This is a genomic window from Chryseomicrobium palamuruense (assembly GCF_042649045.1).
Lineage (GTDB): Bacteria > Bacillota > Bacilli > Bacillales_A > Planococcaceae > Chryseomicrobium > Chryseomicrobium palamuruense.
This window is the reverse complement of the sequence record NZ_JBHSEF010000029.1, coordinates 22883-45066: the sequence shown is the minus strand read 5'-3', so window position 1 is coordinate 45066 and position 22184 is coordinate 22883. Positions and strand designations below refer to the sequence as shown.

29 protein-coding genes are annotated in these 22184 nt (G+C 42.8%); 9 read left to right on the top strand and 20 right to left on the bottom strand.

The features are described 5' to 3' along the window. Window positions 1-840: 840 nt before the first annotated feature. A complete protein-coding gene (locus ACFO0S_RS14730; protein ID WP_378142887.1) occupies window positions 841-1092 on the top strand; it encodes an AbrB/MazE/SpoVT family DNA-binding domain-containing protein in 252 nt (83 codons plus the stop codon). Continuing rightward, window positions 1092-1463, top strand: a complete 372-nt coding sequence (locus tag ACFO0S_RS14725; protein WP_378142885.1) for a type II toxin-antitoxin system PemK/MazF family toxin — start codon at window positions 1092-1094, stop codon at window positions 1461-1463. The genes ACFO0S_RS14730 and ACFO0S_RS14725 overlap by 1 nt, the downstream gene beginning before the upstream one ends. Before the next feature lie 352 nt (window positions 1464-1815). Here the strand turns inward: ACFO0S_RS14725 and ACFO0S_RS14720 are convergent, their stop codons facing one another. Next, on the bottom strand, window positions 1816-2394 hold the full coding sequence (locus tag ACFO0S_RS14720) for a histidine phosphatase family protein (protein ID WP_378142895.1): 579 nt from the start codon (window positions 2392-2394) through the stop codon (window positions 1816-1818). A 96-nt stretch (window positions 2395-2490) separates the two neighbouring features. Continuing rightward, complete coding sequence (locus ACFO0S_RS14715) at window positions 2491-3321, bottom strand: GNAT family N-acetyltransferase (RefSeq protein WP_378142883.1); 831 nt, start codon at window positions 3319-3321, stop codon at window positions 2491-2493. 316 nt (window positions 3322-3637) lie between these two features. Here ACFO0S_RS14715 and ACFO0S_RS14710 point away from each other — a divergent pair, with 316 nt between their 5' ends. Then, window positions 3638-5239, top strand: coding sequence for a DUF2207 domain-containing protein (locus ACFO0S_RS14710; protein ID WP_378142893.1), 1602 nt, complete (start codon window positions 3638-3640; stop codon window positions 5237-5239). Between the two features lie 72 nt (window positions 5240-5311). Here ACFO0S_RS14710 and ACFO0S_RS14705 read toward each other — a convergent pair whose 3' ends face one another. The 9 genes from ACFO0S_RS14705 to ACFO0S_RS14665 form a co-directional block, all read right to left on the bottom strand. Continuing rightward, window positions 5312-6520, bottom strand: a complete 1209-nt coding sequence (locus tag ACFO0S_RS14705) for a hypothetical protein (protein WP_378142882.1) — start codon at window positions 6518-6520, stop codon at window positions 5312-5314. Next, complete coding sequence (locus tag ACFO0S_RS14700) at window positions 6489-7010, bottom strand: sigma-70 family RNA polymerase sigma factor (RefSeq protein ID WP_378142881.1); 522 nt, start codon at window positions 7008-7010, stop codon at window positions 6489-6491. The genes ACFO0S_RS14705 and ACFO0S_RS14700 overlap by 32 nt, the downstream gene beginning before the upstream one ends. A gap of 288 nt (window positions 7011-7298) precedes the next feature. Beyond that, a complete protein-coding gene (locus ACFO0S_RS14695) occupies window positions 7299-8045 on the bottom strand; it encodes an alpha/beta hydrolase (protein WP_378142880.1) in 747 nt (248 codons plus the stop codon). An 82-nt stretch (window positions 8046-8127) separates the two neighbouring features. Next, window positions 8128-8325, bottom strand: a complete 198-nt coding sequence (locus tag ACFO0S_RS14690) for a hypothetical protein (RefSeq protein WP_378142878.1) — start codon at window positions 8323-8325, stop codon at window positions 8128-8130. 466 nt (window positions 8326-8791) lie between these two features. Beyond that, a complete protein-coding gene (locus ACFO0S_RS14685) occupies window positions 8792-9304 on the bottom strand; it encodes a DUF5412 family protein (protein WP_378142877.1) in 513 nt (170 codons plus the stop codon). Window positions 9305-9465: 161 nt separating this feature from the next. Then, the gene (locus ACFO0S_RS14680; protein ID WP_378142876.1) at window positions 9466-10236 is read right to left on the bottom strand and encodes a hypothetical protein; all 771 of its coding nucleotides are present in this window, start codon (window positions 10234-10236) and stop codon (window positions 9466-9468) included. A gap of 31 nt (window positions 10237-10267) precedes the next feature. Then, entirely contained in the window at window positions 10268-10828 is a 561-nt protein-coding gene (locus ACFO0S_RS14675; RefSeq protein WP_378142875.1) for a hypothetical protein, read from the bottom strand. A gap of 4 nt (window positions 10829-10832) precedes the next feature. Beyond that, window positions 10833-11369: a sigma-70 family RNA polymerase sigma factor gene (locus ACFO0S_RS14670; protein WP_378142874.1), complete on the bottom strand. Its 537-nt coding sequence runs from the start codon at window positions 11367-11369 to the stop codon at window positions 10833-10835. A 246-nt stretch (window positions 11370-11615) separates the two neighbouring features. Further along, on the bottom strand, window positions 11616-12083 hold the full coding sequence (locus ACFO0S_RS14665; RefSeq protein WP_378142873.1) for an NUDIX domain-containing protein: 468 nt from the start codon (window positions 12081-12083) through the stop codon (window positions 11616-11618). A gap of 56 nt (window positions 12084-12139) precedes the next feature. On the opposite strand from ACFO0S_RS14665, the gene ACFO0S_RS14660 reads away from it, so the two are divergent. Next, complete coding sequence (locus ACFO0S_RS14660; protein ID WP_378142872.1) at window positions 12140-12415, top strand: toxin-antitoxin system YwqK family antitoxin; 276 nt, start codon at window positions 12140-12142, stop codon at window positions 12413-12415. Between the two features lie 44 nt (window positions 12416-12459). Here ACFO0S_RS14660 and ACFO0S_RS14655 read toward each other — a convergent pair whose 3' ends face one another. The 3 genes from ACFO0S_RS14655 to ACFO0S_RS14645 all read right to left on the bottom strand — a co-directional run bounded on the left by ACFO0S_RS14655 (window position 12460) and on the right by ACFO0S_RS14645 (window position 14266). Continuing rightward, window positions 12460-13023: a hypothetical protein gene (locus ACFO0S_RS14655; RefSeq protein ID WP_378142871.1), complete on the bottom strand. Its 564-nt coding sequence runs from the start codon at window positions 13021-13023 to the stop codon at window positions 12460-12462. Between the two features lie 61 nt (window positions 13024-13084). Next, window positions 13085-14104 (bottom strand): serine hydrolase domain-containing protein, encoded by a 1020-nt coding sequence (locus ACFO0S_RS14650; protein WP_378142870.1) that lies wholly within the window; start codon window positions 14102-14104, stop codon window positions 13085-13087. Window positions 14105-14131: 27 nt separating this feature from the next. Further along, the gene (locus tag ACFO0S_RS14645; protein ID WP_378142869.1) at window positions 14132-14266 is read right to left on the bottom strand and encodes a hypothetical protein; all 135 of its coding nucleotides are present in this window, start codon (window positions 14264-14266) and stop codon (window positions 14132-14134) included. A gap of 258 nt (window positions 14267-14524) precedes the next feature. On the opposite strand from ACFO0S_RS14645, the gene ACFO0S_RS14640 reads away from it, so the two are divergent. From ACFO0S_RS14640 to ACFO0S_RS14630, 3 genes are read left to right on the top strand one after another with little or no spacing between them, the layout of a single operon-like run. Next, entirely contained in the window at window positions 14525-14983 is a 459-nt protein-coding gene (locus tag ACFO0S_RS14640) for a hypothetical protein (protein ID WP_378142867.1), read from the top strand. After that, window positions 14980-15504 carry a GNAT family N-acetyltransferase gene (locus ACFO0S_RS14635; RefSeq protein ID WP_378142866.1) on the top strand — a complete coding sequence of 175 codons (525 nt, stop codon included), beginning with the start codon at window positions 14980-14982 and terminating at the stop codon, window positions 15502-15504. The genes ACFO0S_RS14640 and ACFO0S_RS14635 overlap by 4 nt, the downstream gene beginning before the upstream one ends. Next, window positions 15501-15710, top strand: coding sequence for a hypothetical protein (locus ACFO0S_RS14630; RefSeq protein WP_378142865.1), 210 nt, complete (start codon window positions 15501-15503; stop codon window positions 15708-15710). Before ACFO0S_RS14635 ends, ACFO0S_RS14630 begins: the two co-directional genes overlap by 4 nt. 64 nt (window positions 15711-15774) lie before the next feature. Here ACFO0S_RS14630 and ACFO0S_RS14625 read toward each other — a convergent pair whose 3' ends face one another. Next, on the bottom strand, window positions 15775-16242 hold the full coding sequence (locus ACFO0S_RS14625) for an immunoglobulin-like domain-containing protein (RefSeq protein ID WP_378142891.1): 468 nt from the start codon (window positions 16240-16242) through the stop codon (window positions 15775-15777). 165 nt (window positions 16243-16407) lie between these two features. Here ACFO0S_RS14625 and ACFO0S_RS14620 point away from each other — a divergent pair, with 165 nt between their 5' ends. Continuing rightward, a complete protein-coding gene (locus ACFO0S_RS14620) occupies window positions 16408-16947 on the top strand; it encodes a sigma-70 family RNA polymerase sigma factor (protein ID WP_378142864.1) in 540 nt (179 codons plus the stop codon). Next, window positions 16932-17807, top strand: a complete 876-nt coding sequence (locus tag ACFO0S_RS14615; RefSeq protein WP_378142862.1) for a hypothetical protein — start codon at window positions 16932-16934, stop codon at window positions 17805-17807. The genes ACFO0S_RS14620 and ACFO0S_RS14615 overlap by 16 nt, the downstream gene beginning before the upstream one ends. Window positions 17808-18046: 239 nt before the next feature. Here ACFO0S_RS14615 and ACFO0S_RS14610 read toward each other — a convergent pair whose 3' ends face one another. From ACFO0S_RS14610 to ACFO0S_RS14590, 5 genes are all read right to left on the bottom strand, one after another. After that, on the bottom strand, window positions 18047-18493 hold the full coding sequence (locus ACFO0S_RS14610) for a hypothetical protein (protein ID WP_378142861.1): 447 nt from the start codon (window positions 18491-18493) through the stop codon (window positions 18047-18049). Window positions 18494-18599: 106 nt separating this feature from the next. Beyond that, a complete protein-coding gene (locus tag ACFO0S_RS14605; protein WP_378142859.1) occupies window positions 18600-19094 on the bottom strand; it encodes a hypothetical protein in 495 nt (164 codons plus the stop codon). Between the two features lie 664 nt (window positions 19095-19758). Then, window positions 19759-19977 (bottom strand): hypothetical protein, encoded by a 219-nt coding sequence (locus ACFO0S_RS14600; protein WP_378142858.1) that lies wholly within the window; start codon window positions 19975-19977, stop codon window positions 19759-19761. A 534-nt stretch (window positions 19978-20511) separates the two neighbouring features. Further along, window positions 20512-20979 carry a 6,7-dimethyl-8-ribityllumazine synthase gene (ribH, locus tag ACFO0S_RS14595; protein ID WP_378142857.1) on the bottom strand — a complete coding sequence of 156 codons (468 nt, stop codon included), beginning with the start codon at window positions 20977-20979 and terminating at the stop codon, window positions 20512-20514. Between the two features lie 12 nt (window positions 20980-20991). After that, window positions 20992-22182 (bottom strand): bifunctional 3,4-dihydroxy-2-butanone-4-phosphate synthase/GTP cyclohydrolase II, encoded by a 1191-nt coding sequence (locus ACFO0S_RS14590; RefSeq protein ID WP_378142855.1) that lies wholly within the window; start codon window positions 22180-22182, stop codon window positions 20992-20994. Between the last annotated feature and the right edge of the window lie 2 nt (window positions 22183-22184).

The window sequence follows — 22184 nt, the reverse complement described above, 5'->3', positions numbered from 1 at the left end:
TTTCGAAAATGTTGGTGTGGTAACTTACATTTTACAGGAAGCATCTCTCTTTTTCTTTCTATTTCAATGGGAAAAAATGGTTAATCAACACGCGTGGAATCAGATAAGATAAAAATGTCCAATAAACACTCCAACCATTTCCATACTTAACCTTACCAAAGTATAGAAAAATTACTTCTAACATGGTTGTAAATGTAATAATTAGTTATATTACTAAAAATTGATGTTTGAATTTATTTATAAAGTATATTAAATAAATCCCTGTTACCGTATTTAACCCAAACATAAAGGGTAAAGAGGATAACTCTTTCCACTCAAAGGGTGCCACAATCCAAAAGCCATAATATCTCCCAATTTATTGAGTTACAAATGAAACAATACTTGAAAAGGGACCAATCGTAACAACAAGCTTTCGGTTTTTTTTATAAAGATGAAATATACATAATATCCAAGGCAATATAAAACCTATAGTGATGTTTATTAGCATTTAAACAACCCTTTTAGCATTTATTATGTTCAAATTTCCCTTCTTATTAAACTAAACTGCCCCGTTAGTTTAAGTGTAAAATTTCACAAACAAAACCACCTTACGAATAATCAATCCCCAACCTCTAACATAGCCAAAACGTATTAGGAAGGAAAACTGGGCTTCAGATTCACGTTTTAATCTGAAAAACTTTTCCTGCATGAGTAGTTATTCAGTTGGCGTTCTCATATTTATTAAGTCGAGGTATTTTGTTACACCCTCATGTATATACTATGTATATACAAATAGGGGGAGAGTGTGATAAAATGAATTATAACCAAAATAACATAAACCAACATAAAGGGGTTGAATACATGTCAACAGTTACCGCACAAAAATGGGGCAACAGTTTAGGTGTAAGAATTCCAAAAGATGTAGCTGACCGATTAGGAATTGATCAAGGTACTGAAATGGATTTAAGTATTCTTTCTAAAGAGGGTATGATTACATTAAAACCAAAGAGAGCCAGAAAGAAGTATAGCTTATCAGATTTACTTTCTCAGATCACTCCTGAAAATCGTCATCAAGAAATTGATTTAGGAATAGAGGGACGTGAATTAATTTAATGTCAACTGAACTAGAAAGAGGCGACATCGTAGTATTAAACTTTGACCCACAAGCTGGACATGAACAGAAGGGAAGAAGAAATGGTATCATCTTATCGCCAAAAGAATTTAATAAAGAAACTGGATTTGTAGCGATTTGTCCTATTACTAATCAAAAGAAAGGATACCCTTTCGAAGTTTCATTACCTGATGAAGGAATACAATTAAATGAAGGCTTTCCGATAACAGGTGTTATTCTGACTGATCAAGTTAGAACTCTAGACTGGAAAGCTCGCAAGCTTAAAGTCCTGAAGAAGTTTGATTCAACTGATTCACAAATGGTTGATATTGTTGACGAGTGCTTAGCCAAAATAGAAACATTCCTTACTTAATCCTTTCTCTTATGAGAAGGGATTTTTTACGACTACAAATAAAATGAACTAATCGAAAATATTGTTTAATCGTTTTGTCAGTTTGGGAAATCAGAATCCTCTGTTTGTAAACAAATAGAAAAAGTAAACAAATGGTTTTGGGGATCTAAAAAATAGAGATTAGGAAAAGACCTCTAATGAACTTAATCATCTTGCTAAACTCATTTCACAATCTCCTTTTCTCGCTATTTTAATATGCAACTTCTTCAAGAAATCAAGCTTCGTTAGTCTTGGACGTAAAAATAGACCTTCCTAATGATTGTCTTGTTCTGCTAAAGCACCCGATAGTTGAATAAGAAAAAGCATACCTGCTTTAAATGTACTTAGAAAGATGAGAAATTTGATTGAAGTCTTTTATTCGCCATTTATCTTTATGTAAGTAAATATTGCTGATACAAGCATTTATTAAATTGGTTTTCCCCGAACCAATTTTACCATTAGAAAAAACAGCTAAAATTGCATTGATTACTGCACCATGAGCGACAAGCAGTATTTTTTTGTCTCCATACTCTTGATTTATCTTCTCAATGCCTTCTATCACCCTCTTATTAAGGGCTGTTCTTTCTTCTTGATTCGGGTATAAATTATCTGGAAACTTAGAATTTCTTTCCTCGTATGTCATCCCCTCAGCATCCCCATAATCTCTTTCTAAAAAGTCTTCCATCTCAACAACAGGTACAATGACCTTTTTGTTTATAATTTCTGCTGTTTGTTTTGCCCTTTTTAACGGGCTCGTTATGATTACATCCCATTGTGATGTTTTTAACAACTCACTACATTCCTCAGCTTGTCGAAAACCAGTCTCATTTAATGGGATATCTGTTCTTCCTTGAAGCATTCCTATTGCATTCCAATCAGTTTCTCCGTGTCTAACCAAGCATATTATAGTAATTTTAATCCACCCCTTTTACGTTACATCTTTATTAACTTCTATATAAGCATTTGAATTACTTCTACAACTAGTTTGTCCCATTAGTTGAAGTGAAAATTATTTAAATGGAAATTCATATCCAATGTATTGAAATACCTTTTTAAACCCTATTTTTTCCGCAACTGCAACAGATGGCTTGTTAGACTCCATACAATCCCAATAAGGAACATTTTTATTATCCAAACAATCTTTTACAAAAGACCGAGCAATAGTTTGAGCTATCTTTTTCCCTCGATGTCCTTCTAAAGTTTCAATATGAATACAGTGTACATTTCCAACGACAAAACCTGAAAAGCAAACACTTACAATCTCATTTTTGTAAACCATACAATATCCAATACCATCACTAAAGAACCTCTCTGGAGAATCCCAAAACCCTAAAATTTTGGAATGTAAAAAAACAATATTTTCAATTGAACGATCCTTGTTTTCAAAGATGTTTTTATCAATTTTCATAAGTTTATAACCTTGTTCAATGCTAAGTTCGTCGTGATTTTGATTATCCTCCTTATATAGTAAATACACTCTTTGATTCCAACTTCCTAAGTTGCGGTTTTTAAATACCTCTTTAATAGTTGAATTCCATTTACTATGATTACCAATAGCTTCAAACCAGTTCAGACCAACGTTAGTCGCTTCAGGTACAATTCTGTTCTCGATAAAATAATTTAGATTTTTATTAAAAGTCTCATTCTGTTCATTTCCAATAAAGATAAATCCATCGTTATTTCCTAACCAGATCAGTCCAGAAGTAGGGTTTTCAATATCATCTACAAATACACGACCAGGATTCACTCCCTCAATTACTGCTTTTGCTTCTAACTGGCCACATTCATTTATTAAGTCTCTGCATCTATAGAATTCTATCCCTTTTAATTCAAAAATCATTTATACCATCCCCTAACTCGATTCTTTTCTACTAACATGAAAGCTACAAAATTCCTTCTTCAACTAAATCGTCCCTTTAGTTAAATAAGTTCACCACTTCCCTTTTTCTTTTCACTGATTAGTGTAAACCTCCCCTATCCATCTGTATATATCTGGTACATTCTATATCCAATCCAACTCAATTTTATTTCCCACCATTCCGAATCCTTTCGCCTCTCTAACCGTATCTATACATAAGAGGTGAACCGTCATGGAAAAAATGATTCTATCATTCGTTCTAATACTAGTACTTGTCGGGCTGTTCCCGCTGTAGGTTCTGGCTATTGATTTTGAAATTTCCGATGTTGATATTGACGCGCGTCTCCAAGAGAACGGAACCGCCAATGTCACGGAAACGTTCACGTATGTGTTTGACGATGACTTTAACGGCATCACACGGAGCTTGATTGAAAAACAAGGGACGTCGATTGAAAACTTCGCTGCCTCTGAAAATGGCAATACCCTGCGTACCGAGCGGGTGGACGGGGTCTACCGCATTTACCGCGCAGGGGAAGACGGCGACACGATTACGGTTAACCTAACCTATACCATCACGGACGCTGTCGAAAAATTCACGGACGGCGCGCAGTTCTACTATGCTTTCTTCGACGAAAACAACGAAAGTGCCTATGACGATGCCACAATCACGGTAACGCCCCCTGGCATCTCGTCCAACACGGATGCGCTTGGTTATGACGAAGCATTCGGTTCCGAGCGCATTTCGAGTAACGGTGCCGTCGTATTCGAATTAGGTGCGGTTCCGGACGGGGAAAATGCTGATGTCCGAGTGATTTTTGATGCGGACTTGTTCCCTGCTGTTACACAAGCAAGTGATACGGTTCGGGACAAGGTAGCATCCGACCGCACACAACTTGAAGAGGAAGCGGCCGTGTTTGCAGCCAACCAACAGACCGCTCGAGACATTGGCGTTCCTGTCGTCGCTCTGGCTGGTGCATTACTCATTGCACTGATCTTCCAGTCCTGGTTAAAAGCCTTCTTCCGAAAGCGCGCACTTCGGACGAGTGGACAGGGATTCATTGTCCCACAAGAGACGATGAGCATTCCGGCGACTTTGTATTTCACGAACTCAGCTTTTCTCTCACCAAGTGTCACAGCAGCCGCGATTCTTGACCTGATCCGTAAAGGCAATCTTCATCAAGTCACAGAAGATCAGTTCGAACTCGTGAACCGCACGACCACACATGCTCACGAGGAAACACTGCTTGCGCTTCTCGTCGACCGTATTGGCAACGGTCAAGAATTCACTCTGACCCAAGTCAAAGAGTTCACGAAAAAAATCATCTACCATTCGGAATACAATATGGCTATTTCGGAATGGAACAAAGGTGTCCGCACAGAAGTGCTAAGTCACAACTTTTATGAAAAGCATCCAGTCATTCGCTGGCTAGCAGGTATCGCAGCAGCTGCCTTCATAGGGTTTGCCATCTATCTGGGTATCTACGAAATTTGGTCATGGATGTCAGCGTCCATTATTTTCGCTTTTGCAGCATTTGGATTTGCGTTACTCTATTCACCGATTTCGCGAGAAGGCCATGAAATCCGGTCAGAATGGCGTCATTTGAAGAAGACCATTCCGACAATCACAGAAGACCAGTGGAAAGCATTGTCTGAGGACGAGCGGCAGCGTGCCTACGCCTACATCCTCGGAAGCGACGCGAAACTTGCCGAGAAAAAAGCAGAAGTCTTCACGGTTACGCATACGACGTCGGAAGATTCTAGCTTCATCATGAACCCGATTTTCCTGACGACCATCTTTATCTCGGCCGGTTCCACAACAAGCGCGAGCGCAAGCGGTGGCTCTGTTGGTGGCGGCGGTGCAGGAGTCGGTGGCGGTGGCGGAGGTTCCGGTGCGTTCTAACTTCACAGAAAAGCCCAGTGCATTTTCCAATCCGAAGTTTAATTGGATTTTGGAAAGAGCCCTGGGCTTTTTTTAGTCTCGTTTCACAATTGTCTCTTGATCCTCAAATTCATAGATGGCCTTTTTTTCCCCTTCAATAAATCCCGATATCACCTGAAAGTGATTAGCTCTCTCGCCAAGTTGATAGGTAACATGAGCGCCCGGGAAATTTTCGTTATGAGACGGGAACCGAACCGAAGCCCCTTCAAATGTCTCTTCGTTGTAGCGGAGAATTTGTAACCCGTATTCATCATTAACCAAAATCGTTTCCATCTCATCTCCTGGTAAAATTCTTCGTTCGAGTTCATAGTCTAATGGAGTTTCTAAAAAATGCACCTTATCTCCAAAGAACACGAGTCCAATCGTACCAAGGTCCTCAAATTGTAAATAGTAACCTGCCTCACCCGTTTCTTGATTTAAGATACTTGCAGATGAGTTATTAAGGGCGGCCTTTCCATAACTAGTAGTTAAATAGAACGTCCCTTTACCTGTCCGCGCGTAAAACTCATATTCACCGTCCTCCACTTTGTGAACCAAAATCGCGCTTCCGGGCTCATGTATGTCTATGACGTGTAACAACTCTTCATCCGTAAATTCACGCTCCACTATCCGAGCTTCCGGAATTTCCACATACGTAAGCTCTAGTCTTTCCGGAAACACAAACGGTGTATACTCAGGAAGGTCTTCGTAGATTGGTTCGGATACGGTGATATTCTCTCCGTCGTGTGCATCTATACTATACGTCTGCACGACTTCTACATCGGACTCTTTGTACTGGAAAGCCGCTTGGACCGACGTGACAGGCTCTCCTCGACTTGCCGAAATGGCAACAATCCGGAAAGTCGACCAATCAATCTGCTCGTAGCGTTCAAAGACTTCTTTGGGAGAAGCCACGATAGTTGTTGTCGACACTTCTTCAAACGCCGCGTAATCCTGATCTACGCTTGCTTTTAGATACGACTTGAATGCCGCTTCCAAATTTTCATCCTCAATTGCCAGCTCAATTTGACGCCAGTCTGGATTCGCCCCCATTATTTCATCCGATTCTGGCTGGGTAATGAATAGGAAGAGAGATCCGATGAGAATGGACACAAGGGCAACAGTAGGTACCACGATTTGTGGCCATTCTCGTTGTTTTTGTGGACGCTGCTTCGTCGCCATCTTCCGCACGAGGTCTTCTGTTATCCACGTTTCTTCGCCAATGGCTTTTTCAATATTCGTTTTGATAGAAGTATCGCGCATCGTATCCACCCCTTTCCAAGTTCAATTTGAGTTGTTTGCGTCCACGTTGAAGCCTTGTTTTTACAGTGTTTTCCGGGATTAAAAGCAGTTCCCCAATCTCGCGTGTGTTTAGTTCTTTGTAATAGTAGAGCACGAGCACCTCTCGGAAATGGACAGGTAACGCAAGGATCTGTTGACCGAGAATCTGCTCGTCATCTGGACCAATCCTCTGAGTAGCTGCCGTGCGATTTCGTAATGTGTCCGTGATGATAGTCTTTCGGTACTGCCAGCTCTTCAAATAATCTTTGCACTGATTGATGGTCATCCGGTAGAGATATGTCCGGTACTGGCTATCCCCCCGAAACGCTTCCGGCTTTTCAAACGCTTTGATCAACACGTCTTGCACAACATCTTCTGCCACATGACGCGATTTCACATAGGTATAGGCCAGTCGCAGCAGCTCTTCGCCGTGCTGCCGGATAAAGTCTTCCAGTTGGTTGGTTGGATTCACTTCTTCACCTCTTCTTGGTGCATTTGTAGTTAGACGATGCTAATGGGGTTTTCGGCTCACAAAAAAAGTCATCCTCATTTATTTCGTGAGGATGACCTGGCAAACCTTTTTAATTCGTGGATCGATTTACTTTCTTTAGTAAACTTACGACGCCTAAGGATAGTAATCCGAGCAACAGGACGACAAGCGACGCGACAATGTAGTAAATCGCGCTCGGATCATAGGACAGGAAAGACATCACGAGAAAGACGGCCTCAACTTGATGGACCATAATTTCCGTGACTTCATTTAGTTGCTATGTTTCTCAAAAAACGCAAGCGTCTCCTGAATGATGCGTTCTTGATCATTATCTAGTGTCGCCACGTGATAGCTGTCCGGAAGTTCGATGAGCGCTTTGTCCTTGGACGCAATCTCCTCAATAATCGTATGACTATTACCCGGAGGCACTACGTGATCTTCAGGCGAAACCAATACAAGCGTCGGGCACTGAACACTGGATAAACCTTCTTTCACTTCCGCCATAAAGGTCAGCAGTTGCTTTACCGCAGCTACCGGTGTTTTCGCATACGCAAGTTCGACCACGCCAGGCTTTTTAATGTCGGAACCGATGGCATCTAAAAAGCGCGTTTCTGTGGGCAACTGCGTGACGCCCTCCATCGTTGGAACTTCAATCGCCGCATTGATGACGGAGATGGCTTTTAGGTCCGGGTGATGCTGTGCCATATAGAGCGTCAGCGTCCCGCCCATCGACAGGCCGGTCATATAGATGGTGTCACAACGCTCCGTGAGCCATGCGTAGGCTTCTTCAATGGACGCAATCCAGTCGTGATAGGTCGCGACTTCCATGTCCTCGGGATCCGTCCCGTGCCCCTTCAGTCTTGGCATCGATACGGTATACCCTGCTTCCACAAAAGCTTCTGCCAGCGGACGCATGCTCTGCGTAGTGCCCGTAAATCCATGAGAGACGAGTACTCCTTTTTTCCCTCCTTCATATGTATACGCTTCTGCCCCTTGTAATACTTGATATTCTGCCATACAATCCCCTCCGATTTTAGATTATTCATTCTATTTTTAGAATACCGTTTGTGGCGAGTGGTCACAAGCAATTAGTCGGAATCTACCTCTCTGTCTTTTCCGCTTTTTCAAGCAGCTCGGAAATGCCAACAGCAATGAAGCCGTTAAAGATAATCAACACGCACACGACAATTGACAAGCCAGCACTTGAGTCGTCTGAGAAAATGCTCATAATCAGAAAAATAAATGCACAACCGATGACGAGAAAGCCCATGGCGGCTAGGATGGATGAGAGTTTCATGTGGATACCTCGCAATTGATTAGTATATGAGAAATACAATGGAAAAGATGACTATGTATAGCACGTATATGATAACGAGAGATCTGACGAAATATCTCAGAAGAAGTTTATGCCATGCGTTGTCACCTTCTATTCGTCTCGCAATTGTGAAATGAAGCGGTAGAAGAAGGATGCTGACCATTATCGATGACAGTAATCCGGTAACGAATACTTTTTTGAAGTTCTCTATAAAAGAAACGATGTACAATGGCATACCGAACCAAATCCAAAATGTGAAAATTAAAAGGGTAACGGTAATGAGCAGGACGGGTATATGTTCTTTGCGAAATAACGCTGCGGTATACAAATCAGTTTTCATTGAGTTCACCTACTTTTAGAGAGAACAGGTCTGAACCACCTTTTAAACCTGTTTTCGTTTCATTTCGAAGTTAACTTTTTTATTGAAACAACCCCTGGGGTTCCACTACTACAAGCTGCCACGATCATGAAAAATATCTGTTTCCACGTTAAGAAAAGCATTGTAATCTCTGCCGCTCCCACTGACACTCTCATTCCAAATCGCAAGCGTTTCATTATCATTCCACTCAAGTCTCACCCTACCCACTGCATCTGCATAATAGATAGTTTTCAAATCTTGGGTTTCGAGGTTGATTACGTCCACCCACACATTCACTCCTCCGAGAGCTCCACCATATAATTCATATGTGGCAGTGGCTTCGTAGCGACCATCCGGTGAAGTGCTTGCTGGGGGACCCGGTTGCGTATTGTTCCGGTCAATGGTGTCGAATGTATAAAAGAGATGTGTACCCGCGACGATTACTGCGTATAGCATGATACCTGATAACGTGGCAATCAAAAGCTTCTTAGGAAAGTTTTTTCGTCGAACTAAAAAGACGAGCAGAAAAATGATAAATATAAATGCAATAAGAATTGTGATGATGCCTACAAAGAAGGCAAACAAGTTCGGGATGATGGTCAAGGGAGCACGTCCTTCTAGAAAGACTTACAATACTTACGCTTTTTGTCAATAGGAGGTTGCAGGTGAGAAATAACTATTCAACCCCAGGGGTTATTCCACAGAGAAGTTTACTTCTTTCTTTGACACAACCCCTGGGGTTGATAACTTGATAAACCACTCTGCTACTCCACCCCCATCCAGTTCAACAAATATCCTTCACTTCCACCTTCCACATATTCAAACGTGTACAAAATTTCACCGACGCCCAATCGAATTCGCATTCGCTCGTCCTGAGTATCAAAACCCCTCAGCTCAATCTTCGGAAAATCGAATTTCTCTATAAACTCTTGTTCTGCTGAAGGTTCTGTAAAGCGCAAAATATCCTGGTCAACGGTGACATTATTCGATGAAACGGAAGCTATATATGCTTCATCCCCCTCTACCATCGCACGAATAATCCGGAAGCTCAGATTCAATGCGGTGCGGAATTGGTCATGTGCAGCATCACCAAATTCAACTTTTATTTCAGCAGCGTCCGCCCGGTCTTTTAGCGACTCCACGAATGCTAGAAGCTCCCCGCTTCGTAGTTCGTACACATCATTCGTTTGTTCATTCCGAATCAACTTTTCCCCCACGCGCATTAATGTCTCTTCACGATTTGTTTTTAACATCAGAAAATACTCAAAGTCGTCCTCCAGCTGAATGTATTTCCGGTTCACTTGTTGTGTGGAAAGTACCTCACGCAATTCCTCGAATTCTGAATCGTCCAACACATAGGTATAGGCATCTTCTTCTGAGAAGTGCCGCGGCGACGTGACACTCGCTGATGAAATAGCATCCAGCTCGGGCATTCCTTTCGTACCAGCAAGTTCTTCATTTTGATTCATCAGTACGCCAATAATGATTATTACAAACAATCCAATTAGAGCACTTCCTACTAATTTCCTCTTCAAGACCTATGCACCCTTTCACCATACAGTTCCATTAATTCGTTAAAAGCGATTTCAGCAGATAGCCCTCTTCCGAATCAGGATCTCGAACAAACTGAAACTCATACGAGACGTTGTAAACACCCAAAATAAGGAATAGAGAATCACCTTCCACCATAAATCCTCGGTACTCAAAGTTTTCATAATCAAAACTATCGATAAAAGCTTGATAGCCCCAGTCATCATATATCAACATCTCATTTTCATAATCAATGGTCACGTCAGGCCCTACTACCGATTCAAGGTATGCAAAATCCTTGGTGAGCATAGCATCGATAAGACGCATCGTGAGATTGAACGTTTCTTGGAGTTGTTGCTGTTCACTCGGCTCTTCTACCACTATGGGTTGCTGTACCGGAGTACTTCCAGATAGCATTTCGTAAAACAGGACAGATCCTCCGATGAGCAATAGGAAGACCAGAACAGGAACGGCAAATTCTCGTCGCATCCAAACGGGTTTTCGCTTTTTCACTCGAACCTTTTGCATGATTTCTCGTTTCATACGTTCGCTATAAAGAGGTTCCTCACCGACAAATTGCTGGATACTTTTTTTCACTTCCTTATCCCTCATATTGCTCACCTACCTCGTGGACCATTTTGACCTTCAGCTGCTCCTTGGCTCTCCGAAGACGCGTTTTCACTGTATTGATCGATACACCCAATATTTCTGCAATCTGTTGCGCGCTGTATTCTTTGAAATAGAAGAACACAATCACTTCCCGGTATTTTATCGGAAGATCCATAATTTCTTGGCCAAGGGCATTGCTGAGTGAATTATAAATAACTTCGCCCTCTACGCTCAGCCCTGTCTGTCTTCCCTCCACGAATTTATCTGAGAAGAACAAATTTCGAAAGGACCAACTCCGGAAATGGTCATGGCAACGGTTCACTGTCATCCGGTACAGATACGTCTGGTAACTTGCATCCCCCCGAAAATCTTGTCGTTTTTCAAATGCTTTCACAAAGACATCTTGCACAATGTCCTCGGCCTGCTGCTTATTTTTCACATATGTATAGGCGAGCTGCATGAGTGCCTCCCCGTAAGTATCAATGATTTTTTCAAAGTCCCTTAAGGACTCGTTTTCTGATTGAAGCACACATTCCACCTCCACCAATTTCTAGTTATCCTTTAGACGGAACATAGTCCGGAATAGGTTCAGAATTCTTTTCATGAAAAATAGCCAGTAGACGACCTACTGGCGCTTACTATGTATGTCATCTATCAAAAAAACTCATCGATTCTCCTCCGTCTTCTACTTGCTCATAACGAGTAATCCAACTATCCCAATCAGCAACTTCAAGCCGAAAACACCTACTTGCCCCCATTCTTATGCTATCCTGCATTAATTCACATCTCCCAAATAAATCCGCTGATTGGACGACTCGTTCCGGACTGTTTCAACCATCGCTTTCGGATAGATACGGTACTCTGTTAATCGATCTATAGGTAACCATTCAACCCCAATTTGATCGACATCCGGTTGCGTGGGTTGTCCGTTGATGGAAGTCTCCAAAATCTCACAGTGAAAGTAAAACTCCAGTTGATGCACATCCCCGTCCACTTCCGAAAACTCATGGTTCTTACCAATGTATTCTCGGACATACGCGAGCTCATAGACATTAACCTTTGCATCGATCTCTTCTAGGCATTCGCGATGGACGGCTTCTTCAAGCGTCTCTCCTTTTTCCTGCCCACCACCCGGAAAAATATAATAGATGCCTTGATCGTCTTGCTTCTTGATGAGTAAAAGGTGTTGGTCTCTCACGATTAGAGATTTTGCGGAGTTTCTGATGGGGTTTCCCTTGGTCATGTTGGACAGCTCCTTTATACTTAAATTACGAAATCTGACGAGAAAGAGGTGCCCTTATGAAAAAGGAAAACTGTGACCTCAGTGAAAAGAAAGTTCCGGAAAAGAAGATGGACATTGTGGATGGCTTTACGATCAAATACCATGCGAACGGCAAAACGATGTGGTCGAAAGGAAAAATCATCGACGACCAACCGGAAGGCTATTGGGAATGGTACCGCACCGATGGAACCCTGAAACGATCCGGTCACTTTGAGAAAGGCGAGCCTATGGGTGAGTGGATCACATATGATGGTAAAGGTGAGGTATATAAAGTGACAAATCGAGATTCATAGGATTCCCTAGTGTATAAAAATCATGTTTATTCTGCAAACATTATTCATTCTTTCTGTTTGGTTACTTCCATCGCCCGCTCCACAAACGCCACATCTTGCTCTCGCGCGATTCGGTTCAGTTGCCTGCGTTTTTCATCAGTCATCATAGGTGAATCTGTGACCTCGATTTCTTCTCCCTGCGTGATGAACAGGTAGCGGCCTCTTTCTTCAATGCCGTATTCATAGATAATAGTGTCCATGTCGTCCATGGGGTATGTGGAAACCGTGTGAAAATTTTTAATCTGCACATATTCTGGGTGGATTTGTATGTGACTGAGGCTGGAGAAATAGGTTGCCACGATTGCTGCTATAGCCAAGAGGCTTGCCAAAAAGTACATGGCGCGAGTCCGCTTGATGGCGAGCCCAATAAATATGGCGATAATGAAAGCACTTGCTAGGGTTAGCAGATAATAGTTCACCATCGGTGGTAGCATCAGCAGGTTTTGCGGATCGTACCGAAACGTACTTAATTGCACCATGGGTATAAAGAGAATGACGAGTGGTGCACTAACTAGTAGAATGATTGCAATCACGCCGAAGATAGCACGTGGTGATTTTTCGTGTAGCATGGTGATTCCCCCCTTCTTCTCTTTTACGAGCAAAGGAGGGAATAGTTCCCACTTCAACCAATTATTTAATGAGGAGATCCTCCTCTAGTTGACTGAGTACGGGATAAGCACCTTCTGAGCGGTTGGAACAGACCGTGATGGTAACCTCTTGTCTTGGATAATACCCCGAATGAAAACTCACGCCAGGGTCATATCCCATGACATGGTATTTCGAAATCCCTTTTTCATCCTGGTCAATCCACACACCATAGCCGTAATACGTGTCTTCATCCTCTGACACATGCGGTGTAAGCAGCTTCTCGGTGAACTCTTTCGAAAGCAGTTTATTTCCAAACAATGCTTGCCAAAATCGTTTCATGTCTCCCGCTGTGACATACGCACCCCCGTCAGATCCACCTTTAGCGGGCAAGGAATAAATATTGGTCTTCCAGCTACCATCCTCGAGGTCAATATATCCGGAGGCGGTTCCTGCAGGTAGCGCATCCATTTCAAAATAACCGGAGCCGTTCATTTCGGCAGGCTTGAATACATGTTCTTCGACATAGCTTGTGAACGACAGTCCTGAAAGCTGTTCAACCACCCGACCAAGCAAAATGTAGCCCGCATTGTTATAGTGAAACTTTTCCCCTGGTGCGAATTTCATTGGTTCACCGACAAATAGCGGAAGAAAATCACGAAGCGTGCGAATATGATACATCGGTTGTTTGATCCATAGTTCTTCGAAGTCTTCCATGACCTCTTCATCAAAGTAGTCGGGAACACCCGATGTGTGCGTTAACAACTGATGAATGGTGATGCTAGGATTGAAGTGTTCGACTTCCTCCCCTAAGCAGTCGACGATGCGCGTGTCGAATGCCAACTTCCCTTGCTCCACGAGTTGGCAGATGCTCACTGCCGTATAGATTTTGCATCCAGAAGCAATCCCATAACGTGTATCCACCGTATTCGGGAGCTTGTCGGACCGATTAGCATAACTATAGCTTTCTGCAACCACTTGCTCCTCCCCTCGGTGAACAAGCACCGTTCCTGAGAACTCCGTATCGTCAATAGTCGTTCTTGCATGATCTTGAGAACTTTCCATTTCATTCATCTCCTTCTTTATAAAGAATTAAAGCAACCAGTTGAATAGCGCTGCTATGCCATAGAGCGGTGCACCTACGAGAATCGTGCCTACTAAAAAGTACGCTACGTAGTGAAAAATATCTTTCAGTGTTCCTGCCAAATCGTCAATGAAGCTCAACATATCGATTTACCTACCCTTTATTTGAATTTTCCGTGATTACTCCTGTCTCCTATTATACCAAATGTTGTCACCTGACCCCAGGGCTCTTTTCATAGTTGAGTTGAGTAGAGTTGTTTCAGTGATACAAGCCCTGGGGTTGTACCGTTAACAACTCAACTTCTTTTATTGAAATAATACCTAGGCTTCATCAAAACCATCTTCTCGTCACTTCATAGGAATGGTATCCTTTACAAAAGAAGTAAACTAGGGGTGATTGAGATGAGGAGAAAGTGGTTCGTCCTTGTCATACTTTTATTTTTCTTGGGTGGTAGCTCGGTATCCAAAAACATGACCGGCTATTTTATTCAGGAAACGCAGGTCCTCCCCGGATGGGAGTTCAGTTACTCACTTGAAATGGTAGGGCGTGACCAAGCGGAATTGCAGCTGCGATTTGTGAACACGGCCCCTGTAAAATTAGTGAAACGATTGGACCTTCAGGTTGAGGCGGAACCACGTCTTAGCATGTTTATAAGGAGTACTATGCATTCTGTACGGTTTGAGGAACTAAGCACCTACAAATCTTCTAAAGAACTTGTCCGTCTATTCCCAGTAGGCTCGAAAGAAGAGATCCATTACATTCTCGAGCAGACACGACTGATTCTCACATGGCTTTCAACTGATGGCGAACAGCAACTCACTTTTCCTATACGACAACAGAAAATGGAGGAAACTAAATGAACATCCGACGAGCTAACTTAGATGATGCACCGGCTATTGCACGCGTGCATGTGGATTCCTGGCGCACAACGTATAAAAATCTTTTACCGGCTGCATTTTTGGACAAGTTATCATATGACCAGCGCGAAAAGATCTGGATCAAGAACCTTCAACAAGACGATTTGTATATGTGGGTAGTTGAAAATGATACCGGGGAAATCGTGGGGTTTGCGACCACCAACACAAGAGAGTCCAATTCCGTCCCTAACGCAACCGACTTGACCTCTCTTTATTTACTTGAGAGCTACCAAGGTCTGGGGCTCGGTAGACGTTTGATGGATACACTTTTTGCGCATTATAAACAGCACGGTTATTCACACGTGTTTGTCGAAGTATTAAAAGACAATCCGACAAAACAATTTTATGAGGCATTTGGGGCGGAGCATGTAAAAGATGTGCCGCTCACGATTGGGGGGACTACTATTTTGGAGTCTATTTATGTGTGGAATCTACCTGTCGCCGAGAAGGAGACGACCCGTTGAATGCTAAACGAATTCTATGGATCGTACCGAACGCTTTTCTTCATGTAATGTGGATTGCCGTTGCGATTTTTGTACTCATCAACTTGCGTGGCATTCAAGAAATCGGTCTCCTTCCCTTCTGGGCGACAATCATGACGCTGCTTTTTTTTGTAAATGTATATGGAACGTACCGGATTATTGGGTGGATAAATGAAGGAAAGTTGTAACGATAATTTCTTATACAGATATAGCTGAAAATAGAGGCCCACTCTTTAAAGGGTAGGCCCTTTGTTATCGAACTTCAAATTCGACTGCAAGTGGATACGTATTCATGTCAACAGACACACTTTTTCTGATTCGGTACGTTCCCTTCTGGAACCCGCCGTCTACTCGTTCAACCGGCACATCCTGCGTTATCTCCTCACCAACTCGAAGCTCTACTAAATCATCTGTATAAGCGTAACGATTCAAAGGTATTTCAAGCCATTCTCCGTCTACTAACTTTTCAACGTATAACGCGCCTCCATATCCTATAGCCACATCCCCCCTATTGGTCAATGTGACCAGCAACTCCTCTACCGGCAAAGAAAACTCGTCCTCATTCAATGAGATGGACACATCCATCTGTTCTTGCTTCACTTCTTGTGGCAATTCTTGATTGTACGGAGACTCACTCCAACTTCCCTCTTTTGAGGATGTGTTCTGTGTACAACCGGATAACGCAATCAGAACGAATAGGCTCACAAATATATTCTTCATCACGCTCACACTTCCTTCCTCTATCCTGCAAATCACTCACGAAAACATAAATTTCTATATAATTCCATAAGAAGTAGTGGTTCTCCTTTGTTTCTCCAAATTATTTTTAAATAAATGAAAGTTTTTCTCGTTCTCAATCGTTATGTATGTAAAGAGGTGGAAATCATGGAAGAACTGGGGCAACACCCACACAAAAAAAAGCAACAGCATGAGTGGCATGATGCCCTCATGGATACATATGGTCTCGAAATGACTAAGCTTGCCTATACCTACGTGAAGAATTGGTCAACTGCGCAAGATGTGGTGCAGGACGTGTTTGTGAAAGCCTATCATCAGTATGATCAGCGAGAAAAATTACACTCCGTCAAAGGGTGGCTCATCCGACTGACCATCAATCAAGCGAAAGATTACTTGAAATCGACGTGGTTCCGCCGAGTGATCGGGCATGGTGCGCAGCAACCTTCACCAACCACTCCTACGCATGAAAAATCGTCGTTCCCATCAGAACTCAGTGACGCCGTCATGAAGTTAACGCAAGAATACCGCGAAGTCATTTTCTTGTTTTATTACGAGGACTTGACCGTACGGGAAATCAGCGAAGTGTTGAAAGTCAAAGAAGCCACGTTGCATACACGCTTGCGTCGGGCGAAGATGCTACTGCTTACGGAATTGAAAGGAGTGGATGAAGTATGGAGAACGAACTAACGAAACTGAAGTCTGCGATGGATCAATCCGTCTTTCAATCAGCTACGTTTGGAGAGAAAGAAAAGCAAGCCATTCGGGAATCGCTGCATCAGCGCAAGAAAAAGCGGATACCAGTCGCGGGCTTCGTTGCCGTTGCCGCCCTCTTCCTCCTTGCACTTATCGGTTCCAGTGTCTGGCTTCAAATGAATCAACCGGCCGCTCCTTCTGACGGGGAACCACACATTTTGGAAGGAATGATTTTTCAAGGGCAAACGAATGCTGGGGATACACTACAATTTTTAGATGGAAACTTAACTGTGTCCACTGACCCCATGATAAGTGCTATTCGACCATGGATGGATCCGGAAGATATGGCATCAGATCCTGCATCTGAACTTGTTTATCCAGAACTGGATGTTGAGCGTACCGATAGTCTCTTTTCAATTTATAGTGAAGAGGAACTCGTATTCACACTGACGCAAACAGGTCCTCTCCTATATGAAGATGAAGCAGGAAATGTGTATAGTACTCAAGTTTTCATTGAAGGGGCAGACGACTTCACAGCTCGTGTGGAAGATTTTAAAGTTGGCTATCATGTCGGTGGCGGTGTGATATTTGGGGACAACGAGAACGGTATTCACATTGGCATGCTTCAAATAATCGATTCAGAAGAATCGTACTCCACCGTAGAGGAACTATTGCTGGAAATAGATTACGACTTTGAACGTGGCTATATCGAATTCCCGGATGCGGAAATTCTGACAGAAGGATCTACCTACACGGTCATTTTAGATGAAGAGCATACGTTGATTTTCGAGAAGAAGGGCAAACGAATTATCGAGGATGAAAACGGCATTCGGTACTATAGTGTGCCTGAATAAAACCAACCCAGAGCTTATTCCATCGAGAAGTTATCTTCTTACCTGGAATGAGACCTGGGCTTGATTCATTATTATCCTTTACTTCGTCGCCACACTCAAAACACCGCATATGTTAGACTGATAGCCATTAATGCAAAAAACAGCGTGAAAATCCCACCTGGAACACTAACCACTGTCGCCCCATCAAATCTTCTTACCTTGTTTCCTTAGCAGTCAAGTCATCCTGTCAAGGAATCACTTCAATGCCCACCTTGCCGAACGCCTCGAATAATAAAGTAGACAAAGCCGCCGATGAGGAGTCCAGTACAGACAAACAACCATGGACTCGTAAAGATATCTTTCAATGATATCGGTTGATCTCCAACAAAGACAGCTTGCACCCAGTTGTTTCCTACCTGGACGGCAATGGCAACTTCTTTAGGTGTGCCTAAAATCTCATAGTATTTTGTGCCTTTTTCATAAACGTTAGATGCGTCCCCGTAATAATCACCAGTCATATCATCTGCCTGCATCTCTACTTCCCCGATGACGGCCCCAACCTCAGAAGCTTCTAAAGTTTGGTCTTCCATGACCTCATACATTTTTCCGTCCCAGGTCACAAATGGATAGGCCCAGCTAAGGGCTTGCGCATTTCCACCCGTGACCAAGAGAAAGAAAATAAGTAGTGCACTCGTCGCTCGTCTCATCTCCAGCCCCTCATTTATTTCTTTTTCTGCGTCATATCAAATACCACTGCTAAAATTACAAAAACAATCAGTGCAATCGCTAGAAAAATCATATGGTTTCACTCCTTTATTCAGGCATATATCCGGACATGGCGGTAGATAATGGATGTTCTTCTGGTCCATCTTCGTCGGCAAACCCTACTCGGCCGATTTTCCAGCCGTCTTGATAAATGTAGGAAATCAAAACAACCCGGTCATTCCATTCACCTTGGTCGTTATATTGCATGATACCATTTGCAGATGGATAGGTATCATTAAAGGAAATATTTACATCAAACACTTTTAAGACAAATGTGCCCTCTGCATAGGCATCTTTCATACGTTTCATCCACATCGCTTTTGCATCATCTCTAGAGATGGTCGGTTCCATATCGGAGGCTTCATTATAATATCCGATTGCATCAAAGGCTTGTTCAAATTCTTGTTTCGTCACATGTTCAAAGAATGTGTCCGTTATTTGCTTCACTTCAAAGTATGTTTTGATTTCCTGTCCATAGACAAGGGATCCACCAATAAAGAGGGCCATCAGCACTCCTAGTCCAATTCCCAGTCGTTTTTTCATCTAGTAAGCACCCCTTTTATTTTCTCTCGTAACTGGTCAAAAGAAATATGTCACCAGAAATACACCCCAATACAAACTACTCATGATAAAAAATACAAGAAAGAATAGCGTAATTGGCTTAGGCAACTCCCCATAGTCAAAAGCAAAGAGGATGCCAATGACTGTATGTATGAGAAAAAATGCCGCAATCGTCATTCTGTACCCTCTCTTTCATTTTGCATTATTTTAGTTTATTACGCTTTTTTCTTTAATGAGTTCCCAATATCCTTCCGAATTATCAAAAAATGGTATACTTAAGAAAATGAGAGGGGTGCTCAGTATGTATATTCTTGGATTTATTCTTGCTGTTTTGACCCTTGGTATTCTTGTTGACCTTCGACGAGGAACCTTCAAATCACGGAAAGCACATGATACGAACCCGAATAACGTAAAGTCACCTGACGCTGAACAAAACGCTTTCAATAGCACGAACGGCGAAATACCTTACCCCTAATGGTTTTTTTGTTGTCGCACTGCTATCTATCTTAGCTATGAAAGGCTTATTTGTATTTCTCGTTTATTTGCCGTTCAGATATGGCGAGAGAAAAAAACCGTTCACAGTTGGATGATTCTTGGAGAGTCCGTTTCTTTTTAGGATTAGTCGTGTAACAATTATTATCCTTATTTAATTCCATCTAGACGTAAAAACGTGATTCTCGTAAATTCGAGAATCACGTTTCTTTGTTTTGTTCTTGTTCCATTCCTTGCGAATCTGTTCTATACAAGCCGCTACTGCCGAAAACAGAATTGCAAAACTGTAAGCTTTTCTATTTATCATAGCCGCAATCGTCTCTTTCAATTGACACATCAGTTCTTGAGTTTCCGCATCTAGATACTTCTCCACTATATTTTTTCAACCAATCCTGTCAACCATAACATACTCATATCACAGACCGCAGAAAATTCTTACTGTATTTCATCTGTGCGGGTAAGGAACTGTGCACGGCAGGAATCGAAATCAAAGTAAGGAAACGTTTCCTATTTCTTATGTCGCGTTTCTTCGTAAAAGGAAAAGATGACTCCATCCACCAATTTTCAATCGCCACTTAAAAGACAAGGAGTGAATACACATGGACTTACTTAGAAGGATCATTGAAGAAACGATAGTATTCGTCATTATTTTCTGGTGATCAGTCTCTCGCCATATCTAATCCATACGTCAGCTGATTAAGAATCATCCGGGCATTTATAAAATTTCCTCTTCTTTGCGCATTGACCTCTCCCTTAACCCGCACAAAATTCGAACATTGTAGAAATTTGTCCTTTATTATTTCCCAGGAAATAATATAAATCTATACGTTTTCTCGAAAATTGTAACCAACTGTCATTTTCTATACAAAATAGTCTATTACTCGTAGTAGAATGTGCAATTAATAGTCTATGCCATTTGCTTGTAGACATTTGCCATTTCGATGGCGGTAATAGCTGCTTCCGCTCCCTTATTCCCCGCTTTTGTGCCTGCACGTTCGATGGCTTGTTCGATAGATTCTGTCGTCAAGACACCAAAGATAGTGGGAACTCCGGATTGCAAACTTACAGCCGATACACCTTTTGCGACTTCTGAACAGACATAATCAAAGTGTGGTGTCGCTCCTCGAATCACGGTTCCTAATGTGATCACTGCGTCATAGTTGCCGCTATCCGCAAGCTTTTTAGCAGCTAGTGGAATTTCAAACGCACCGGGCACCCAAAGCACGGTTACATCCTCTTCTTTCACTCCATGGCGACGAAGTACATCTTCCGCTCCGCCCAACAGTTTGCTCGTGATGAACTCATTGAAGCGCGCGACGACAATCCCTACCTTTAAATCTGTTCCTACTAAATGACCTTCGATGACTTGTTTCATGAATGATTCCTCCTAGAGTTTTAAGATATGATCTAACTTCTGTTTTTTCGTAGACAAATAGCCTGCGTTTGACTCATTTGCTGGTATTTCGAGTGGAATTCGCTCTTTGATGGTAATTCCATACTTTTCAAGCCCATCGAGCTTCCGTGGATTGTTGGTCAGCACGCGTACATCTCGTATACCCAGTGCCTTTAACATGTCCGCCGCTTCCCTGTAGTCTCGAAGATCATCCGCAAATCCTAGTTGGTGGTTGGCCTCGACTGTATCTAATCCTTGTTGTTGAAGTGCATAGGCTTCCAGTTTGTTCAGTAGACCGACTCCACGTCCTTCTTGTCGCAGATAGAGGATAATTCCTGAACCTTGCGACTCGATATGGGAGAGCGCTGCATCCAGCTGTGGTCCACAGTCACAACGTTTAGAGCCGAAAACATCTCCTGTCAGACACTCCGAGTGGACACGAATCGTGACCGGTTGTCCGTTTTCTATGTCCCCTTTGATTATGGCCATGTGTTCTTTTCCTGTAATTACGCCGCGAAAGCCGACCGCCTGGAACATTCCGACCTGTGTTGGCAAGTCCACAATCGCTCCTCTTTCGACCGTACATTCTTGTTGATGTCGATAAGCAATCAATTGCTCGATGGAGATCATCACTAGATCCAGTTTCTCGGCAATTACTTCAAGTTCAGGTAGTCTAGCCATCGTTCCATCTGGATTCATGATTTCACATATGATGCCAACAGGCGCTGCTCCGCATAAGTTGGCGAGGTCAACAGCCGCTTCCGTATGGCCTGGCCGAACGGTTACGCCTCCACGCTTCGCAATAAGCGGAAAAATATGTCCTGGACGGACAAATTCCTGAGCAGTCGCAGTAGGTTGCGCCAAGAGCTGTAACGTCTCTGCCCGCTCCTGTGCACTGATGCCTGTCGTTGCTAGGGCACTGTCTACGCTGACTGTAAAGGCCGTTCCGTAAGGGTCACGATTGTCTGCAATCATAGGCGTAAGGCCAAGTTGTTCCGCTCTTTCTTCAGATACCGGCGCGCAGACAAGCCCACGCCCCTCGGTAATCATAAAATTCACAAGCTCTGGCGTCGCATGCTCTGCCAGTGCTAAAAAATCACCTTCGTTTTCCCGGTCCTCGTCATCGACTACGATGATAGGGCGTCCGAGTTTCAGTTGTTCTAGTGCCTGTTCAATGGTGTGCATAC

Coding starts and splice junctions, on each gene's coding strand:
- ACFO0S_RS14730 (WP_378142887.1), top strand. CDS start 841: ATGTCAACAGTTACCGCACAAAAATGGGGCAACAGTTTAGGTGTAAGA.
- ACFO0S_RS14725 (WP_378142885.1), top strand. CDS start 1,092: ATGTCAACTGAACTAGAAAGAGGCGACATCGTAGTATTAAACTTTGAC.
- ACFO0S_RS14715 (WP_378142883.1), bottom strand. CDS start 3,321: ATGATTTTTGAATTAAAAGGGATAGAATTCTATAGATGCAGAGACTTA.
- ACFO0S_RS14705 (WP_378142882.1), bottom strand. CDS start 6,520: ATGCGCGATACTTCTATCAAAACGAATATTGAAAAAGCCATTGGCGAA.
- ACFO0S_RS14695 (WP_378142880.1), bottom strand. CDS start 8,045: ATGGCAGAATATCAAGTATTACAAGGGGCAGAAGCGTATACATATGAA.
- ACFO0S_RS14690 (WP_378142878.1), bottom strand. CDS start 8,325: ATGAAACTCTCATCCATCCTAGCCGCCATGGGCTTTCTCGTCATCGGT.
- ACFO0S_RS14665 (WP_378142873.1), bottom strand. CDS start 12,083: ATGACCAAGGGAAACCCCATCAGAAACTCCGCAAAATCTCTAATCGTG.
- ACFO0S_RS14660 (WP_378142872.1), top strand. CDS start 12,140: ATGAAAAAGGAAAACTGTGACCTCAGTGAAAAGAAAGTTCCGGAAAAG.
- ACFO0S_RS14655 (WP_378142871.1), bottom strand. CDS start 13,023: ATGCTACACGAAAAATCACCACGTGCTATCTTCGGCGTGATTGCAATC.
- ACFO0S_RS14650 (WP_378142870.1), bottom strand. CDS start 14,104: ATGGAAAGTTCTCAAGATCATGCAAGAACGACTATTGACGATACGGAG.
- ACFO0S_RS14645 (WP_378142869.1), bottom strand. CDS start 14,266: ATGTTGAGCTTCATTGACGATTTGGCAGGAACACTGAAAGATATTTTT.
- ACFO0S_RS14640 (WP_378142867.1), top strand. CDS start 14,525: ATGAGGAGAAAGTGGTTCGTCCTTGTCATACTTTTATTTTTCTTGGGT.
- ACFO0S_RS14635 (WP_378142866.1), top strand. CDS start 14,980: ATGAACATCCGACGAGCTAACTTAGATGATGCACCGGCTATTGCACGC.
- ACFO0S_RS14625 (WP_378142891.1), bottom strand. CDS start 16,242: ATGAAGAATATATTTGTGAGCCTATTCGTTCTGATTGCGTTATCCGGT.
- ACFO0S_RS14620 (WP_378142864.1), top strand. CDS start 16,408: ATGGAAGAACTGGGGCAACACCCACACAAAAAAAAGCAACAGCATGAG.
- ACFO0S_RS14615 (WP_378142862.1), top strand. CDS start 16,932: ATGGAGAACGAACTAACGAAACTGAAGTCTGCGATGGATCAATCCGTC.
- ACFO0S_RS14610 (WP_378142861.1), bottom strand. CDS start 18,493: ATGAGACGAGCGACGAGTGCACTACTTATTTTCTTTCTCTTGGTCACG.
- ACFO0S_RS14605 (WP_378142859.1), bottom strand. CDS start 19,094: ATGAAAAAACGACTGGGAATTGGACTAGGAGTGCTGATGGCCCTCTTT.
- ribH (WP_378142857.1), bottom strand. CDS start 20,979: ATGAAACAAGTCATCGAAGGTCATTTAGTAGGAACAGATTTAAAGGTA.
- ACFO0S_RS14590 (WP_378142855.1), bottom strand. CDS start 22,182: ATGCACACCATTGAACAGGCACTAGAACAACTGAAACTCGGACGCCCT.